The 17,020-nt window shown below is 73.5% G+C and carries 12 protein-coding genes; 2 read left to right on the top strand and 10 right to left on the bottom strand.

Annotated features, from left to right (window positions below; all coding sequences use genetic code 11):
• The 8 genes from MUK52_RS06600 to MUK52_RS06565 form a co-directional block, all read right to left on the bottom strand.
• Nucleotides 1-1,509, bottom strand: coding sequence for an SDR family NAD(P)-dependent oxidoreductase (locus MUK52_RS06600; protein ID WP_284575030.1), 1,509 nt, complete (start codon nt 1,507-1,509; stop codon nt 1-3).
• A gap of 81 nt (nt 1,510-1,590) precedes the next feature.
• On the bottom strand, nt 1,591-3,585 hold the full coding sequence (locus tag MUK52_RS06595; RefSeq protein WP_114054751.1) for a hypothetical protein: 1,995 nt from the start codon (nt 3,583-3,585) through the stop codon (nt 1,591-1,593).
• A gap of 158 nt (nt 3,586-3,743) precedes the next feature.
• On the bottom strand, nt 3,744-4,820 hold the full coding sequence (locus MUK52_RS06590) for a phage baseplate protein (RefSeq protein ID WP_284575029.1): 1,077 nt from the start codon (nt 4,818-4,820) through the stop codon (nt 3,744-3,746).
• Nucleotides 4,821-4,950: 130 nt separating this feature from the next.
• Nucleotides 4,951-7,080: a 3-hydroxyacyl-CoA dehydrogenase NAD-binding domain-containing protein gene (locus MUK52_RS06585; RefSeq protein ID WP_284575027.1), complete on the bottom strand. Its 2,130-nt coding sequence runs from the start codon at nt 7,078-7,080 to the stop codon at nt 4,951-4,953.
• Nucleotides 7,077-8,300 (bottom strand): thiolase family protein, encoded by a 1,224-nt coding sequence (locus MUK52_RS06580; RefSeq protein ID WP_114054754.1) that lies wholly within the window; start codon nt 8,298-8,300, stop codon nt 7,077-7,079. Before MUK52_RS06580 ends, MUK52_RS06585 begins: the two co-directional genes overlap by 4 nt.
• Nucleotides 8,301-8,565: 265 nt before the next feature.
• Entirely contained in the window at nt 8,566-9,837 is a 1,272-nt protein-coding gene (locus tag MUK52_RS06575; RefSeq protein ID WP_114054755.1) for a ribonuclease D, read from the bottom strand.
• Between the two features lie 162 nt (nt 9,838-9,999).
• On the bottom strand, nt 10,000-10,662 hold the full coding sequence (locus MUK52_RS06570) for a helix-turn-helix transcriptional regulator (protein WP_007267191.1): 663 nt from the start codon (nt 10,660-10,662) through the stop codon (nt 10,000-10,002).
• Between the two features lie 311 nt (nt 10,663-10,973).
• Nucleotides 10,974-11,630, bottom strand: a complete 657-nt coding sequence (locus tag MUK52_RS06565) for a DUF3000 domain-containing protein (RefSeq protein ID WP_114054756.1) — start codon at nt 11,628-11,630, stop codon at nt 10,974-10,976.
• 91 nt (nt 11,631-11,721) lie between these two features.
• Between MUK52_RS06565 and hemE the strand changes: the two genes are divergently transcribed.
• Nucleotides 11,722-12,786 (top strand): uroporphyrinogen decarboxylase, encoded by a 1,065-nt coding sequence (gene hemE, locus MUK52_RS06560; protein WP_114054757.1) that lies wholly within the window; start codon nt 11,722-11,724, stop codon nt 12,784-12,786.
• Between the two features lie 53 nt (nt 12,787-12,839).
• On the opposite strand, the gene MUK52_RS06555 is transcribed toward hemE, so the two are convergent.
• Both MUK52_RS06555 and MUK52_RS06550 read right to left on the bottom strand, forming a co-directional pair.
• The gene (locus MUK52_RS06555) at nt 12,840-14,222 is read right to left on the bottom strand and encodes an FAD-dependent oxidoreductase (RefSeq protein ID WP_284575016.1); all 1,383 of its coding nucleotides are present in this window, start codon (nt 14,220-14,222) and stop codon (nt 12,840-12,842) included.
• Between the two features lie 58 nt (nt 14,223-14,280).
• Nucleotides 14,281-15,372 (bottom strand): DUF4349 domain-containing protein, encoded by a 1,092-nt coding sequence (locus MUK52_RS06550; RefSeq protein WP_162793147.1) that lies wholly within the window; start codon nt 15,370-15,372, stop codon nt 14,281-14,283.
• Between the two features lie 150 nt (nt 15,373-15,522).
• On the opposite strand from MUK52_RS06550, the gene hemG reads away from it, so the two are divergent.
• Nucleotides 15,523-17,004, top strand: a complete 1,482-nt coding sequence (hemG, locus tag MUK52_RS06545; protein WP_114058540.1) for a protoporphyrinogen oxidase — start codon at nt 15,523-15,525, stop codon at nt 17,002-17,004.
• Nucleotides 17,005-17,020 lie beyond the last annotated feature (16 nt).

The following is a 17,020-nucleotide window of genomic DNA, read 5'->3' as shown; positions in this document are numbered from 1 at the left end:
CTAGACCCCCTGGTCCTCCGTGGTCCGGATGAGGACCTCCGCGAGCGCCGCCTCGAACCCGGAGCGCTGCGACGCCGGGGCGGAGGTCGGGTCCTGCTTGCGGACGTCGATCACATGGCCGGTCATCTCGGAGACGAGGACGTCGAGGGACGTCAGGGCCACCGACTCGGAGGTGAGCAGCGAGCCCTCCGGCTCCTGGCCGAACGCCTTCGTGCGCATCGGGGTGGCGGTGCGCTCCGGGTTGACGCAGTTGACGCGGATGCCGTCCTCGGCCCACTCGTCGGCGAGGGCCTGGGTCAGGTTCACCATGGCCGCCTTCGTCGAGGAGTACAGGCTGTACTCGGCGCGGCCCCGGGTGTAGCTGCTGGAGGTGAACAGCAGCAGCTGGCCCCCCGTCTCGCTGAGGTACTTGTAGGCGCTGCGGGCGATGTTCACCGGCGCGAGGTAGTTGACCTCCAGCGCCTCGCGGACGGTGGCGTCGTCGGTGTCGGCGAGGCGGCCGACGCGGAGCACCCCCGCGGTGTTGACGACGTAGTCGATGCGGCCCGTCTCGGCGTAGGCCCCGGACAGCGCCTCCTCGACGTGGTCCGGGTTCTCGACGTGGGTGCCGGTGGTCGATCGGCCCATCGCGAAGACGCGGGCGCCGAAGCCCTCGGCGATCCGCGCGATGTCGGCGCCGATGCCGTACGAGCCGCCGAAGACCACCATCGTCTTGCCGGCCAGCTGCTCGCGGTAGGCGGCCTCGCCGGCCTGCGCGGGCGCGGCGTGCGAGGCGAGCTGGAACAGCTTGTCGGCGATGAAGACGTCGACGGGCTGCGTCACCTTCATGTTGTAGTCGTCGCCCGTGACCACGTGGACGGGGACGTCCGGCAGGTACTTGACGACGACGGAGCAGTCGTCGGTCGCCTGGAAGAACGGGTCCGCGGCGGCCCGCTCGTAGGCGGCGGCGATCGTGGAGAGGCGGAAGCCCTGCGGGGTCTGGCCGCGGCGCAGGCGCGAGCGGTCGGGGACCTCGGTGATGAACTCGCCGTCGTCGCCGTGGGTGCGGGTGACGATGACGGTGTCGGAGGAGGGGATCGCGACGTCGACGGCCTGGTACCGCTCCAGGGACTCGACGCACTCGCGGACCACGCGCTGCGACAGCAGCGGGCGCACCGCGTCGTGGAAGAGGAGGTTGCAGTCCTCGCCGCCGGCGAGCCGCTCGGAGGCGGCCCGGATGGCGATGCGGGTGGTCTCGCTGCGGGTGGCGCCGCCGGCCAGCACGCCGGTCACCTTGGAGAGGCGGGCCTTCTCCACGATGCGGCGGGCGTCGTCCACGTACGCCGGGGTCATCAGGAGGACGACCTCGTCGACGTCCGGTGCGTTCTCGAAGATGTGGAGGGTGTGCTCCAGGATCGACCTGCCGGCGATCTTGAGGAGCTGCTTCGGTATTTCGAGCCCGATGCGCTGGCCGGTCCCCCCGGCGAGTACGACGGCGATGGTGCGGCGGGGGGCGGGATGGGAGGACAAGGGTCTCCTACTTCCTGGGCTGGGGTGCGGCACAGCGGGCCCATGCGGGGGTGTGCGGGGGAGGGGCGGGGCGCGGGCCGGCTACACGGTGGACGCCGCCTCGTCGGGGTACTCGACGGGGAAGTCGCTCAGCCCCCGCCGGTAGAGGTCGTTGGCGGCCGCGTTGAAGCGGACGATGGACGGCGGGTACTCGCCGCCCAGCAGGTACTCCTTGAGCTGCTCGCGGTAGGGGGCCATCCGGTCCTGCTCCGGGTTGAGCGTCGCCTCGATGGCCTCGGTCAGCCCGTTGCAGTCGGCGTCCAGCAGGTACGAGGCGTACGCGGTGCGCTGCTCGTTGCGGAAGTCCTGGTCGGGCAGGCCCTCCAGGTTGAAGATCGCGTACGGCTTGAGCGTGGCCACGAAGTCGGAGACGACGCTCGACATGTCGCCGATGAGCAGGTCCGAGTGGTTGAAGCAGTCGTAGAGGGCGGGGATCCGCTCGGTCACCACGTGGTGCGCGGCGTCCGGGACGGCGCTCCAGTACAGGGCGCCGGCCTGGTTGCGGCTGCGCCGGATGCGGGCGGTCCGCTCCTCCTCGGTGAGGTCGGGGTACTTGGATCGGACGCCGCGCTCGGACAGCTCGGCGATGCGCTTGTCGATCCGGGCGAGCTTCTTCGCGGCGGCCTTGGAGTCGGTCATGTTGCGGCCGAAGCGCCGGGCGTTGTCCTCCTCCAGGAGGGCGATGACGCGGCGGTGCGCGGCGGCGGCCTCGGCGGAGCGCGAGCCGGTGAGCGGGTGCGGCTTGTAGATGATGCGGATCTCGCGGTCGTACGCGAGCAGCGCCTTGATCAGCTTCTCGCCGGCCGGGATGACGGAGGTGTAGCAGGCGTCGTCGGTCCAGCCCTCCCAGGTGGGGGCGTAGATGACGGTGGGCACGGGGCCGGCGACGCGGCCGGTCCAGCGGTGCAGGGGCATCAGCTGGGGGCGGCCGACCTCGACGATCTGGTTCGGGGAGACGGCGTGCTTGATGCGCTCGTAGCGGTCGCGGCCGGCCCGGCCGGCCACCCAGATCTCGTCGAAGACCTTGCTGACGCGGTTGCTGCTGGCGAGCTTGTCGCTGTCGCCGTGGCCGATGAAGACGTGCTTGACCTCGGCGCGCTGGAGCATGTGGACGTTCTTGCCCGCATTGCCGGGGTACAGGGCGACGCGCAGCTCGGGCATCTCGATGCGCGCGAGGTTGTCGGCCTTGGGGATGCAGATGACCGGCACCGGCGTCGCGTCCAGGTACCGCAGGGTGGCCCGCTCGCGCAGCACGATGATGGGGCGCAGGTCCAGGGCCTCCAGCGACTCCAGCCACATGTTCACCTGGTACATGAAGTCTTTGGAGATGGCGGCGAAGGTGAAGTACAGCGCGACCTGGGGGCGGTATTCGGCCAACTGGTGGTTGAGCTCGTCGATGGCCTCGTCGGCGGTCGGGAGCTTCAGCGCGTTGCGCGCGTCGGGCACGAGCACCAGCAGGGAGAAGTAGGCGAGGAAGACCGTGGTGATCATGCCGTACGTGACCCAGCGCCAGTCGTCCGTCCCGATCGTGGCGAGCGAGCCGGCGACCAGCGGGATGTCCAGGTGGAGGGTCTTGCGGACGTGCTTGTTCACCAGGAACGGGTGGGGCATGCGGCGGATGCCGAGCGCCTCCAGGTCCAGCCCGCGGGTGGTGAACGGCAGCTCGTTGCGCATCTTGCGGACGTGCTTGAGCAGGGCGCCGTAGGCGAGCTGGAGGATGAACAGCAGGAGCAGGCCGATGGTGGTCATCTGCGCCACGAACGACTCGATGTCGGCGACCGCGCCGCACAGGCCCAGCAGCAGGAACTGCCGGATCAGGAAGCGCATGGTGAGGCCGAAGCGGGAGTCGCGCAGTCGTTCGAGCGTCGTCGACTCGGTGTTGTGGAGCATCAGGTCGGCGACGTAGCTCAGCGCGGCGCAGCCGGCGAAGAGCGGGAGGGAGACGAACGCGACCGCGACCAGCATGCCCAGGAAGCTGAGGATGAGCCCAGTGGTGATCAGAACGCCGAGTACGGCGCGCAGCCGCTTGGAGCCCATGGATGCGGAGCCTCCCCCATGGAGGTATAAGAATCGCGTGAAGTGTCGCAGTAGTATAAGCAGCCTCATGGAGGGCCCCTGAACACGCCGTGAACCGCGGGCCAATGTTTACCGGCGCAGCCCGGGAATATGCCGCGGCACATCCGCCGCCGCCCCGCTCACACGGTGAAGCCGTACACCGTCAGCTCGCGCCGGTCGTGCGCCTTCACGGAAAATCCCAGGCACAAAGCGGGCTGCGAAGCCGCCTGGCGGACGGCCAGCCCCTCGGGCTCCCGGTAGGGCAGGTCCGGAGCCACGGTCACGTGGTGGCGCCCCTGCGGCCGGCCCGTGCGCACGTCGATCGCGGACACGTACGTGTTGCCGCCCGACTTCCTCGGGTTGCTTCCGTTTTTCCCGGTGTACGGCTTGCCGGTCAGTACGTACACGTAGTCCCCGTGCAGTGCACAGCCCTGGAACCATTCCTCTTCCTTGACCTGCACGCCCGCCTTGATCGTCTGGGCGGGGGTGAACCGCCCCGCGAGGAAGTCCTCCATGCCGTACACGGAGAACCGGTGCAGCCCGCCCTGCTGATGGCTGACCAGGACGCGCCCGCCCGCCAGGTCGAGGGCGGGGCAGACGTCCGCCGCCCCGGGCACCGGGTCGAAATGCCGAACCGATTCATCGGAACTGTTCAGCACCGCTCCGTCCCTGAACGGCACCCGCACCACCGTACGGCCATAGCCGCTCTTCGGATCGGCCCGGCCTTCCAGCCATATGTACGTGCGCGGCCCCGTCGGCTCCACACCGAAGGAAATTCCGTGGCCGAAGCCCCGGAGATACATGTGCCCGAGCGTAATCCCCGAACCGGTCATCCTGGTCAGGCACATATCGCCGGCGGACTTGCGGTCCCCGTACGCGACCGGCCCCGCCTCCCCGCCGAGGAGGAGGCCGCCCTGCACGGTCTGGAGCGTGAACACCTGCCCGTTGGTGTCGTCGAACGCGAACGACTGCGGCCCCGTCGAGTTGAACAGCGCGGACGGCGCCAGGACCTCCGCGCCCGTGCGCATGTCGAAGGCGCCCACCACCGGCTGCGAGGCGCCCCGCCAGCCCGACCCGAAGCCGAACCCGAACGCGGACCCCGACTCCTGCCCGGGGCGCAGCGCCCACGCCGCACCGCCCGCGGTCACCGCGGCGGCCGTCGCGCCGCCCCCGAAGAGCACGCTCCGGCGGCTGAAAATCCTCTTGTCGTCCGCCACGGGCCGTATTCTGCCAGCCCCTGCGGCGCGCCCCGCCGAAACCCCCGGCCGAACGCGGCGGACGCCCGCCCCCGGACGGGGGGACGGGCGTCCGCGGTGCTCACGCGGCGTCAGGCCGCCGCGCGGCGGTTCAGGCCGGCACGCTCGCGACGCCCGGAGCCAGGAACCGCTTGCCGTTCACGCGCTCCGAGACGCCCTCGCGGTCCAGGTACGGCGTGATGCCGCCCAGGTGGAAGGGCCAGCCGGCGCCCGTGATGAGGCAGAGGTCGATGTCCTGGGCCTCGGCCACGACACCCTCCTCCAGCATCAGGCCGATCTCCTGCGCCACCGCGTCCAGGACCCGGTCGCGCACCTGCTCCTCGGTCAGCACCGACTCGCCCTGCACCAGGAGGGCGGCGACCTCCGGGTCCAGCTCCGGCTTGCCGGAGTCGTACACGTAGAAGCCCCGCTTGCCGGCCTCGACGACCGCCTTCAGGTTGGGGGAGACCGTGAAGCGCTCCGGGAAGGACCGGTTCAGCGTCTCCGACACGTGCAGGCCGATCGCCGGGCCGACGAGCTCCAGCAGCACCAGCGGCGACATCGGCAGGCCGAGCGGCTCGATGGCCTTCTCCGCCGTCTCGACCGGGGTGCCCTCGTCGATGACGTTCTGGATCTCGCCCATGAAGCGGGTCAGGATGCGGTTCACGACGAACGCCGGGGCGTCCTTGGTGAGCACCGCCGTCTTCTTCAGCTTCTTGGCGACGGCGAACGCCGTGGCGAGCGAGGCGTCGTCCGTCTGCTCGCCGCGGACGATCTCCAGCAGCGGCAGGACGGCGACCGGGTTGAAGAAGTGGAAGCCGACCACGCGCTCGGGGTGCTTCAGCTTCGAGGCCATCTCGCTGACCGACAGCGAGGAGGTGTTGGTGGCGAGGATCGCGTGCGCCGGGGCGACCGCCTCGACCTCCGCGAACACCTTCTGCTTGACCGACATCTCCTCGAAGACGGCCTCGATGACGAAGTCCGCGTCCGCGAAGCCCTCGGCCTTGTCCAGGACGCCGCTCACCAGCGCCTTGAGGCGGTTGGCCTTGTCCTGGTTGATGCGGCCCTTGCCCAGCAGCTTCTCGATCTCGGCGTGGACGTAGCCCACACCCCTGTCGACGCGCTCCTGGTCGATGTCCGTCAGGACGACCGGCACCTCCAGGCGGCGCAGGAACAGCAGCGCCAGCTGCGAGGCCATCAGGCCCGCACCGACGACGCCGACCTTGGACACCGGGCGCGCCAGGCTCTTGTCCGGGGCGCCGGCCGGGCGCTTGCCGCGCTTCTGGACCAGGTTGAAGGCGTAGATGCCCGAGCGGAGCTCGCCGCCCATGATGAGGTCGGCCAGCGCCGTGTCCTCGGCGTCGAAGCCCTTCTGCAGGTCGCCGTCCTTGGCCTCCGCGATGATGTCGAGCGCGCGGTAGGCGGCCGGGGCGGCGCCGTGCACCTTGGAGTCCGCGAACGCGCGGCCCTTGGCCACGGCCGCGTCCCAGGCCTCGCCGCGGTCGACCTCGGGGCGCGCGACCTCGGTCTCGCCCTTCAGTACGCGGGCCGTCCACAGCAGGGACTGCTCCAGGAAGTCCGCACCGTCGAAGAGCGCGTCGGCGATGCCGAGCTCGAAGACCTGCCTGCCCTTCAGCTGGCGGTTCTGGTTCAGCGAGTTCTCGATGATCATCGAGACGGCCCGCTCGGCGCCGATCAGGTTCGGCAGGATGGTGCAGCCGCCCCAGCCGGGGACCAGGCCGAGGAAGACCTCGGGCAGGGAGAACGCCGGGATGGCCTTCGACACCGTGCGGTAGGTGCAGTGCAGGCCGACCTCGACGCCGCCGCCCATCGCCGCGCCGTTGTAGTAGGCGAAGGTGGGGACGGCCAGCGCGGCGAGCCGCTTGAAGACGTCGTGCCCGCCCTTGCCGATGGCCAGCGCCTCGTCGTGCTGCTTCAGCAGCTCGACGCCCTTGAGGTCGGCGCCGACCGCGAAGATGAACGGCTTGCCGGTGATGCCCGCGCCGACGATGGAGCCGGCCAGGGCCTCCTGCTCGACCTGGTCGATCGCCGCGTTCAGGTTGGCCAGCGACTGCGGGCCGAACGTCGTCGGCTTGGTGTGGTCGAAGCCGTTGTCCAGCGTGATGAGCGCGAAGCGCCCCGCGCCGAACGGCAGTTCCAGGTGGCGGACGTGCGCCGACGTGACGACCTCGTCCGGGAACAGCTCGGCCGCGCCCTTCAGGAGCTCAGCGGTGGTGCTCACTTGGACTCTCCCTCGGCGAAGTGCGGGTTCTCCCAGATGACCGTCGCGCCCATGCCGAAGCCCACGCACATGGTGGTCAGGCCGTAGCGGACGTGCGGCTGCTCCTCGAACTGGCGGGCCAGCTGCGTCATCAGGCGGACGCCGGAGGAGGCCAGCGGGTGGCCGAACGCGATGGCGCCGCCGTACTGGTTCACGCGGGCGTCGTCGTCGGCGATGCCGTAGTGCTCCAGGAACGCGAGGACCTGGACGGCGAAGGCCTCGTTGATCTCGAACAGGCCGATGTCCTCGATGGACAGGCCGGCCTGCGCCAGCGCCTTCTCGGTGGCCGGGATCGGGCCGTAGCCCATGACCTCCGGCTCGACGCCGGCGAAGGCGTACGACACGAGGCGCATCTTGACCGGGAGGTTGTTCTCGCGGGCGAAGTCCTCGGACGCGATGACCGCGGCGGTGGCGCCGTCGTTGAGGCCGGCGGCGTTGCCCGCGGTGACCCGGCCGTGCGTACGGAACGGGGTCTTCAGGTTCGCCAGGTTCTCCAGCGTGGTGCCCGGGCGCATCGGCTCGTCGGACGTGACGAGGCCCCAGCCGGTCTCGCCGACCTCGGGGTTGGTGTTGCGCACCGAGATCGGGACCAGGTCCTGCTGGATCTTGCCGTCGGCGTACGCCTTGGCGGCCTTCTCCTGCGAGCGCACCGCGTACTGGTCGGCGCGGAGCTTGGTGATCGTCGGGTACCGGTCGTGCAGGTTCTCGGCGGTCATGCCCATGAACAGGGCGGACTCGTCGACCAGCTTCTCGGAGACGAACCGCGGGTTCGGGTCGACGCCCTCGCCCATCGGGTGGCGGCCCATGTGCTCGACACCGCCGGCGATGGCGACGTCGTACGCACCGAAGGCCACACCGCCCGCGACGGCGGTCACGGCGGTCAGCGCGCCGGCGCACATGCGGTCGATGGAGTAGCCCGGGACGGACTGCGGCAGGCCCGCGAGGATGCCGGCCGTGCGGCCGATCGTCAGGCCCTGGTCGCCGATCTGGGTGGTGGCGGCGATCGCCACCTCGTCGATCTTCTTCGCGTCCAGGTCCGGGTTGCGGCGCAGCAGCTCCCGGATCGCCTTCACGACGAGGTCGTCGGCGCGGGTCTCGTGGTAGATGCCCTTCGGGCCCGCCTTGCCGAACGGGGTGCGGACGCCGTCGACGAAGACGACGTCCCTGACGGTACGAGGCACGTTGGCTCTCCTCCAGGTGCGGGATGGCACTGCTGCGCGCGGGCGGCCCTGCCAACGGCTGAGCGCCCGCTCACCCGCCATGCTACTTGCGGGTAACCGGTGTGGACACCCCCGCGCCGAGGAGCGGCGAACGTCACACACCGCGACGGGCCTCCCGGCCGGCTCGGGAACGCCGGGGCCCCGCCGCGGCCCGCCCGCCGCCGGCGGACGCGAAGGAGCCCCCGGCCGGTCGGACGGGGGCTCCTTCGAAGGGGGGTGCGGCGCCTCAGGCGGTCGCGGCCAGGGCCGTGACCAGCACCGGGGTCACCTGCTCGATCTGCCACGGGCGGGCGCCGTGGCCCGCGAGGGCCTCGGCCACCGTGTCGGCGCCGAGCCGCTTGGGCGGCTCCCAGCACAGCCGGCGCACCGTGTCCGGGGTGATCAGGTTCTCCTGGGGCAGGTTCAGCCGCTCGGCGAGCGCCGACACCGCGGCGCGGGCCGCGGACAGCCGGGCCGCGGCGGCCGGGTCCTTGTCGGCCCAGGACCGCGGCGGCGGAGGGCCGGCCGAGGCGGCCCCGGGCTGCGGCAGCTCGGCCTCGGGCAGGGCCCTGGCCCGGTCCACGGCGGCCATCCACTGCTCCAGCTGGCGCCGGCCCATCCGCTGCCCGAAGCCGGGAAGCGCGGACAGCGCGTGTACGTGGGACGGCAGGGCGAGTGCGGCCTCGACGATCGCGGCGTCGCTCAGCACCTTGCCGGGCGAGACGTCGCGCCGCTGGGCGATCCGGTCGCGCGACTCCCACAGCTCCCGCACGACCGCCATCTGGCGGCGCCGGCGCACCTTGTGCATGCCGGAGGTGCGGCGCCAGGGGTCCTTGCGAGGAGGGGCGGGCGGCGCGGAGGCGATGGCGTCGAACTCCTGGCGGGCCCATTCCAGTTTGCCCTGCCGGTCCAGCTCCGCCTCCAGCGCGTCCCGCAGGTCCACCAGCAGCTCGACGTCGAGCGCGGCGTAGCGCAGCCACGGATCGGGGAGCGGGCGGGTGGACCAGTCGACGGCGGAGTGGCCCTTCTCCAGCGCGTAGCCGAGCACGCTCTCCACCATCGCGCCCAGCCCGACTCGGGGGAAGCCCGCGAGCCGGCCGGCCAGCTCGGTGTCGAACAGCGAGGTGGGCACCATGCCTATGTCGCGCAGGCACGGCAGGTCCTGGGTCGCCGCGTGGAGGATCCACTCCGCGCCGTCCAGGGCTCCGCCGAGCGCGGACAGGTCGGGGCAGCCGACCGGGTCGACGAGCGCGGATCCCGCGCCTTCGCGGCGCAGCTGCACGAGGTAGGCGCGCTGGCCGTAGCGGTATCCGGAGGCGCGTTCGGCGTCGACGGCGACGGGGCCGGTGCCCGCGGCGAAGGCCGCGACGACCCGGGCGAGGGCGTCTTCGTCGGCGACCACCGGAGGGATCCCCTCACGGGGTTCGAGCAACGGAATCGGCGCCTTGTCGACGTCGTCCGGGGGGCCGCCCCCGGTGGTGGTGCGCAGGTCTGCTGCGGTCTCTTGGGCGTCGGTCACCGCTCAAGGGTATCCGCGGATACGGCGCGCCCGTCGCCGGAACGTTCCGGCGACGGGCGCGGTGGGGGCCCGCGGGCCCGGGCCCGCTGTTCCCCTGTGGTTCCCCGCGGTCCTCCCGGCGCCGCCCCCGGGCCGGGGCCGCCGGGGGGCGCCGGGCCGGGGTCAGTGGATGATCCCGGTCCGCAGGGCGACGGCGACCATTCCGGCGCGGTCGCCGGTGCCCAGCTTGCGGGCGATACGGGCCAGGTGGGACTTCACGGTCAGGGCGGACAGGCCCATCGAGACGCCGATGGCCTTGTTCGACTGGCCCTCGGCGACCAGGCGGAGGACCTCCACCTCGCGGCCGGAGAGCTCGCGGTAGCCGCCCGGGTGGCTCGGGGCACCCGGGGGGCGGCGGTGCATGCGGGCGGCGGCGGCGCCGATGGGGGCGGCGCCCGGGCGGGTGGGGAGCCCGATGTTGGTGCGCGTGCCGGTGACGACGTACCCCTTGACCCCGCCCGCGAGGGCGTTGCGGACGGCGCCGATGTCGTCGGCCGCGGAGAGGGCCAGGCCGTTCGGCCAGCCCGCGGCGCGGGTCTCGGAGAGCAGGGTCAGACCGGAACCGTCCGGCAGGTGTACGTCGGCCACGCAGATGTCGCGCGGGCTGCCGACGCGGGGGCGGGCCTCCGCGATGGACGACGCCTCGATCACATCGCGAACTCCGAGGGCCCACAGATGGCGGGTCACGGTGGAACGGACGCGCGGGTCGGCCACGACGACCATGGCCGTCGGCTTGTTCGGGCGGTAGGCGACCAGGCTTGCGGGCTGCTCGAGAAGAACGGACACCTAGGCCTCCTGGGGGAGTGGCGGGACGGGCCGGCTCGGGGAAGGAAGCCGGTGCGAACCGTGCGGATGGTCACTGGTTCCTTCGGCACGTCACCCGCCCGGCTTTAGGGAATGATCACGATTTAGTGAGTAACAATTCGGGCAATTCGGACGCACGATCGATCATCGGGTGATCAGAAGCCCGCACACCGCGCCGTGTTCCCGCACGGATGCCGCGGCCTTTCGATCAGCCGTTCCCGCGGAGGCGCCCCCCGGCCGCCCCCGGCCGCCCCTGCCGGGCGGGTGGCGCGTGCCGCCGTACGGAGCCACCGCTACGGGTGGTGCGGACCGCGCCTCTGTGGCAGGGAGACCACGCCCGGCCCGGCCTCGCCGGGCCCCAGCGGCGGCATTCCCGCGATCTGGCACAGCAGCTCGCACCACGCCGCCAGGTGGCCCGGGGTGTCCGGCACCCCGCCCACCCCCTCGCGCGGCGTCCAGGAGGCCCGGATCTCGATCTGCGTCGCCGGCCGCCGCTCGGCGAGCCCGCCGAAGTAGTGCGAGCCCGCCATCGTCACGGTGCCGCTCGCCTCCGCGTACGACAGCCCGCGCGCCTCCAGCGCGCCGGTCAGCCAGGACCAGCACACCTCCGGCAGCAGCGGGTCGGCCGCCATCTCCGGCTCCAGCTCCGCCCGCACCAGCGTGACCAGCCGGAACGTGCCCCGCCAGGCCTCGTGCCCGGCCGGGTCGTGCAGCAGGATGAGCCGCCCGTCGGCGAGGTCCTCCTCGCCCTCGACGGCCGCCGCCTCCAGCGCGTACGCGTACGGCGCCAGCCGCTGCGGCGGTTTCACCGGGTCGATCTCGATCCCCGGCCGCAGGCGCGCCTTCTTCAATCCCTCGACCGCCCGCCGGAACGGGAGCGGGACGGAGCTCTCCTTCCCGCTGTCCATACCGTCGGCGCCATCCGAAAATCGTCCCTGAGCCGCAGCCATGCCCGGAAGACTAGGCGGAACGAGGGCCCGTACGCCGCAGGGACACCCGCGCCATGACGGCCACTTCTGCACACGTGCGAAGATTTGCGGCGTGAGCGCCAACGACCGCCCCACGGGCCAGCCGAGCCAGACGTACGATTCCGCCTTCCTGAAGGCGTGCCGCCGCGAGCCGGTGCCGCACACCCCGGTGTGGTTCATGCGGCAGGCCGGGCGCTCCCTCCCCGAGTACCGCAAGGTCCGCGAGGGCACCGCCATGCTGGAGTCCTGCATGCGGCCCGACCTGGTCACCGAGATCACGCTGCAGCCGGTGCGCCGCCACAAGGTGGACGCCGCGATCTTCTTCTCCGACATCGTGGTCCCGCTCAAGGCGATCGGCGTCGACCTCGACATCAAGCCCGGCATCGGGCCGGTCGTCGCCCAGCCGATCCGCCGCCGCGAGGACCTCGCACAGCTGCGCGACCTCACCCCGGAGGACGTGCAGTACGTCACCGAGGCGATCGGCATGCTGACGGGTGAACTCGGCGCCACCCCGCTGATCGGCTTCGCGGGTGCTCCTTTCACCCTCGCGAGCTACCTCGTCGAGGGCGGCCCCTCCCGCAACCACGAGCACACCAAGGCGCTCATGTACGGCGACCCGCAGCTGTGGGCCGACCTGCTGGACCGCCTCGCGGAGATCACCTCGGCCTTCCTGAAGGTCCAGATCGAGGCGGGCGCCTCCGCCGTCCAGCTCTTCGACTCCTGGGTCGGCGCGCTCGCCCCGGCGGACTACCGGCGCTCGGTCATGCCGGCCTCGGCGAAGGTCTTCGACTCCGTCGCCTCCTACGGCGTCCCGCGCATCCACTTCGGCGTGGGCACCGGCGAGCTGCTCGGCCTGATGGGCGAGGCCGGAGCCGACGTCGTCGGCGTCGACTGGCGCATCCCGCTGGACGAGGCGGCGCGGCGCGTCGGCCCCGGCAAGGCGCTCCAGGGCAACCTCGACCCTGCCGTGCTCTTCTCCACCCCCGAGGCCGTCCGGGCCAAGACGGACGAGGTCCTCGCGGCCGCCGCCGGGCTGGAGGGCCACGTCTTCAACCTCGGCCACGGCGTCCTGCCGACGACCGACCCGGACGCCCTGACCCGCCTCGTGGACCACGTCCACACCCGCACGGCGCGCTGACCCGCCGGGCCCCGGGGGCGCCGCCGCGGCGGCGCCCCCGGGGCCCGCGGCGGTCACACGCCGGCCGAGCGGACCGCGGCGACCGCCTTGCGGGCCGCGACCAGGACCGGGTCCCACACCGGGGAGAACGGCGGCGCGTACCCCAGGTCCAGGGCGACGACCTGCTCCACCGTCATGCCCGCCGTCAGCGCGACCGCCGCGACGTCCACCCGCTTCGCGGACCCGGCCCCGCCGACGATCTGCACCCCGAGCAGCCGCCCCGTCCGCCGCTCCGCGAGCATCTTCACCGTCATCCGCGCGGCCCCCGGGTAGTAGCCGGCCGCCGTCGTGGAGGCGACGGTCGCCGTCACGAACTGGAGCCCCGCCTCCCGGGCGTCCGCCTCCCGCAGCCCCGTCCGCGCGATCTCCAGGTCGCAGACCTTGCTGACCGCCGTGCCCACCACGCCCGGGAAGGTGGCGTAGCCGCCGCCGACGCCCGAGCCGATCACCTGCCCGTGCTTGTTCGCGTGCGTGCCGAGCGGGACGTGCCGGTGGCGCCCCGCGACCAGGTCCAGCACCTCCACGCAGTCGCCGCCCGCCCAGATGTGGCCGTACCCGCGGACCCGCATCGACAGGTCCGTCAGCAGCCCGCCCGACGTGCCCAGCGGCAGCCCCGCCGCGCGGGCCAGGCCGGTCCGCGGCTCCACGCCGATGCCGAGGACCACCACGTCCGCCGCATACTCGTCCCCCGACGCGGTGCGCACCGCGCGGGCCCGCCCGGCCCCGTCGTCGAGGACCTCCGCCACCTCGGCGCCGGCGACCGTCCTGATGCCCATCCGGTTCATCGCCGTGTTCACCAGGCCGCCCATGTCCGGGTCGAGGGTGGACATCGGCTGCTCGTCGCGGTGCAGGACGGTGACCTCGAAGCCCCGGTGCAGCAGGGCCTCCGCCATCTCCACGCCGATGTATCCGGCGCCGACGACGACGGCCCGGCGGCCGCCGGCCCGCTCCAGGGTGTCCATCAGGCGCTGCCCGTCGTCGAGGGTCTGCACCCCGTGGACGCCGTGCGCGCCGATGCCGGGCATGCGCGGCCGGACCGGGCGGGCGCCCGTCGCCAGGACGAGCTTGTCGAAGCCGGTCCACGACTCGGCGCCGGAGTCGAGGTCGCGGGCGCGGACGCGGTTCCCGGCCAGGTCCAGCTCCAGCACCTCCGTACGGGTGCGCAGGTCGATGCCGCGGGCGCGGTGCTCCTCGGGGGTGCGGGCGATCAGGTCGTCCCGGTCGGTGACGCCGCCGCCGATCCAGTACGGGATCCCGCACGCCGAGTACGAGGTGAAGCGGCCCCGCTCGAAGGCCGTGATCTCCAGCTCCGCAGGGCCCTTCAGCCGCCGGGCCTGCGACGCGGCGGACATCCCCGCCGCGTCGCCGCCGACCACCACCAGCCGTTCCACTGCCATCGTCCGCACCGTCCTCCACTGTGGCCACGTGGAGAACACGCTACGGGGGAGCGGTTGTTCAGTCCGAGACCCGGGGCGTCTCCGCCGGGTCGCCCCCGTCCCGCGCCGGCGGAACGGCCGGGGCGGCGGAGGCCGCGGGAGCCTCCACGCCCGCCGGGGCCTCCACGCCCGCCGGGGCCGCCGCGGCGGCCGCGCCGCCGCCCCGCCGTCGGCGGCGCAGGAACCGGAAGCCGAGCACGCCGACCGCGGCGGCCGCCGCGAACGGCAGCACCAGCGCCACCGCGACGACGGCATACGCCACGACGTCCGTGAACGCCTCCCAGCCGGTCCGCAGCGCACCCCCGACCGACGGCCGGCCGTCGTCCTCCGACGGCCCGGCCGCGGCCTCCGGCTCCGAGACCTCCACGGTGACCGTGCCGAGCGAGGTCCGGTCCTTCAGCGCGGTCTGCTGCGCCAGCAGCGACTCCAGGTCCGACTGGCGCCTGCTCAGCTCGCCTTCCAGCATCACCACGTCGCCGAGGGCCGTGGCCCGCTCCATCATCTCCCGCACCCGGGCGACGCTCGCCTGCTGCGAGCGGACCCGGCTGTCGACGTCCGCGACCTTCTCCGTCACGTCCTGCGCCTCCACCTTCCGGCTGAGGAGCTTCCCGCTGCCCTCCAGGGCGCCGAGCACGGCGTCGAACCGCTCGGAGGGCACCCGCAGGGTCATCGCCGACGCCATCCGCCCGTCCTTGCCGCGCCGCGTCGACTCGTTGCCGACGAACCCGCCGGCGCCCTCCGCGGCCGTCCGGGCCGACGCCAGCACCTTCCCCGCGTCGTCCGCCTCGATCGCCAGCGAGGCCGTCCTGACCACGTGCGGCCGGACCGCGGCCGGGGCCTGCCCGCCCGGCGCCGGCGCGCCCGGCGCCTTCGCCGCGCCCTCCGCCGCCGGGCCGGCCGCCCCGGCGCCCGTACGGGCTTCCCCCTGGGGGGCGGCCGGCGCCACCGCGGCCTTGTCGGCGGCCGCGGAGCCGGCCGACCCGCCGTCGGCGCCGCAGCCGGCGAGCGCCAGCGAGCCCGCCAGGGCCAGCCCGGCCAGCGCGGCCGCACCGCGCCGCCCCGTCCGTGTCGTGCGCGTGGTCGTCGTGGTCCAACTGGAGCGTGCTCGCACTGCGGTCCCCCCGGGGGTCGGATGCCGTCGTGCCGTTTCGACGCGCACGCCCGCCCCGCGGGTTTCGCCCCGCCGGTCCCGGGACGGTCCCGATGCGGTCACGGTCCGGCCTCGGCACAGCCCCGGAACCCGGTCTGAGAGCATGTGTCCATGCACGAAGCGGACACGCGTACGCACGACGGCACCCACGGCGACGGCGCGCCCGGCGCCCCCGGCACGGACCCCCGCCGCCGGGTCCTCGTCATCGGCGGCGGCATCGCCGGCCTCGCCGCGGCCCACCGGCTCCTCGCCGCAGGACTCCGCGTCACCCTGCTGGAGGCCGGGCAGCGCCTCGGCGGCAAGCTGCACGCCGGCGAACTCGCCGGCCTCCCCGTCGACCTCGGCGCCGAGTCCGTGCTGGCCCGCCGCCCGGAAGCCCTCGACCTCGCCCGCGCCGTCGGCCTCGGCCCGGCGCTCCAGCCGCCCGCCACCACCACCGCCCACCTGTGGACCCGCGGCGCGCTCCGCCCGATGCCGACAGGGCACGTCATGGGCGTCCCCGGCGACACGGCACCGCTGGCCGCCTCCGGCGTCCTCTCCGCCGAGGGCCTCGCCCGGATCGCCGCCGAAGCCGACCTGCCGCCCGCCGACATCGGCGAGGACGCCGCCGTCGGCGAGTACGTCGCCGCCCGCCTCGGCCGCGAGGTCGTCGACCGGCTCGTCGAACCCCTCCTCGGCGGCGTCTACGCCGGCGACGCCTACCGCATCTCCCTGCGCGCCGCCGTCCCGCAGCTGTACGAGGCCGCCCGCAGGCACGGCTCGCTCGGCGACGCCGTACGCGACCTCCAGCGCCGGGCCGCGGCCCAGCCGGCGCAGGGCCCCGTCTTCTCCGGCATCGAGGGCGGCATCGGCCGCCTCCCCGCCGCCGTCGCCGACGCCTGCCGGGCCGCCGGCGCCGAGATCAGCACCGGCGCCGAGGTCCGCGAACTCCGGCGCACCGCAGCCGGCTGGCGGGCCGTCACCGCCGCCGGCGCCGTCGACGCCGACGCCGTCGTCCTCGCCGTGCCGGCCGGCCCCGCCGCCCGGCTGCTCCAGGACGCCGCCCCGGCCGCCGCGGCCGAGCTGCGCGCGGTGGAGTACGCCTCGATGGCCCTCGTCACGATGGCGTTCCGGCGCTCGGAGCTGCCCGCCGCGATCACCGCCGGAACGGCCAGCGGGTTCCTCGTACCGCCCGTCGACGGAAAGACGGTCAAGGCGTCCACCTTCTCCAGCAGCAAGTGGGCCTGGGCCGGCACCGACCCCGACCTCTTCCTGCTGCGCACCTCCGTCGGCCGCCACGGCGACGAGGCCGACCTGGCCCGCGAGGACTCCGAACTCGTCGGCGTCTCGCTGCGCGACCTCGGCGAGGCCGTCGGCCTCACCGCCAGGCCCGTCGCCTCCACCGTCACCCGCTGGGGCGGCGGACTGCCGCAGTACCCGGTCGGCCACCTCGACCGGGTCGCCCGGATCCGGGCCGCGGTCGGCGCACTGCCCGGCCTCGCCGTGTGCGGCGCCCTCTACGACGGCGTCGGCATCCCCGCCTGCATCGCCAGTGCCGGGAAGGCCGCCGACGCGGTCGCCGCCGCATTGGCCACCCCTGGCTCCGAGCACTGATCGGCACACGGGACAA

It is taken from the genome of Streptomyces sp. 2P-4, from assembly GCF_030167965.1.
GTDB lineage: Bacteria > Actinomycetota > Actinomycetes > Streptomycetales > Streptomycetaceae > Streptomyces > Streptomyces globosus_A.
This window is presented reverse-complemented; position numbering and strand designations above follow the sequence as displayed.

Excerpts from the sequence above, each read along its gene's own strand:
- MUK52_RS06555 (WP_284575016.1), bottom strand. The coding sequence starts at position 14,222 with ATGGCAGTGGAACGGCTGGTGGTGGTCGGCGGCGACGCGGCGGGGATG.
- MUK52_RS06565 (WP_114054756.1), bottom strand. The coding sequence starts at position 11,630 with ATGGCTGCGGCTCAGGGACGATTTTCGGATGGCGCCGACGGTATGGAC.
- MUK52_RS06595 (WP_114054751.1), bottom strand. The coding sequence starts at position 3,585 with ATGGGCTCCAAGCGGCTGCGCGCCGTACTCGGCGTTCTGATCACCACT.
- hemG (WP_114058540.1), top strand. The coding sequence starts at position 15,523 with ATGCACGAAGCGGACACGCGTACGCACGACGGCACCCACGGCGACGGC.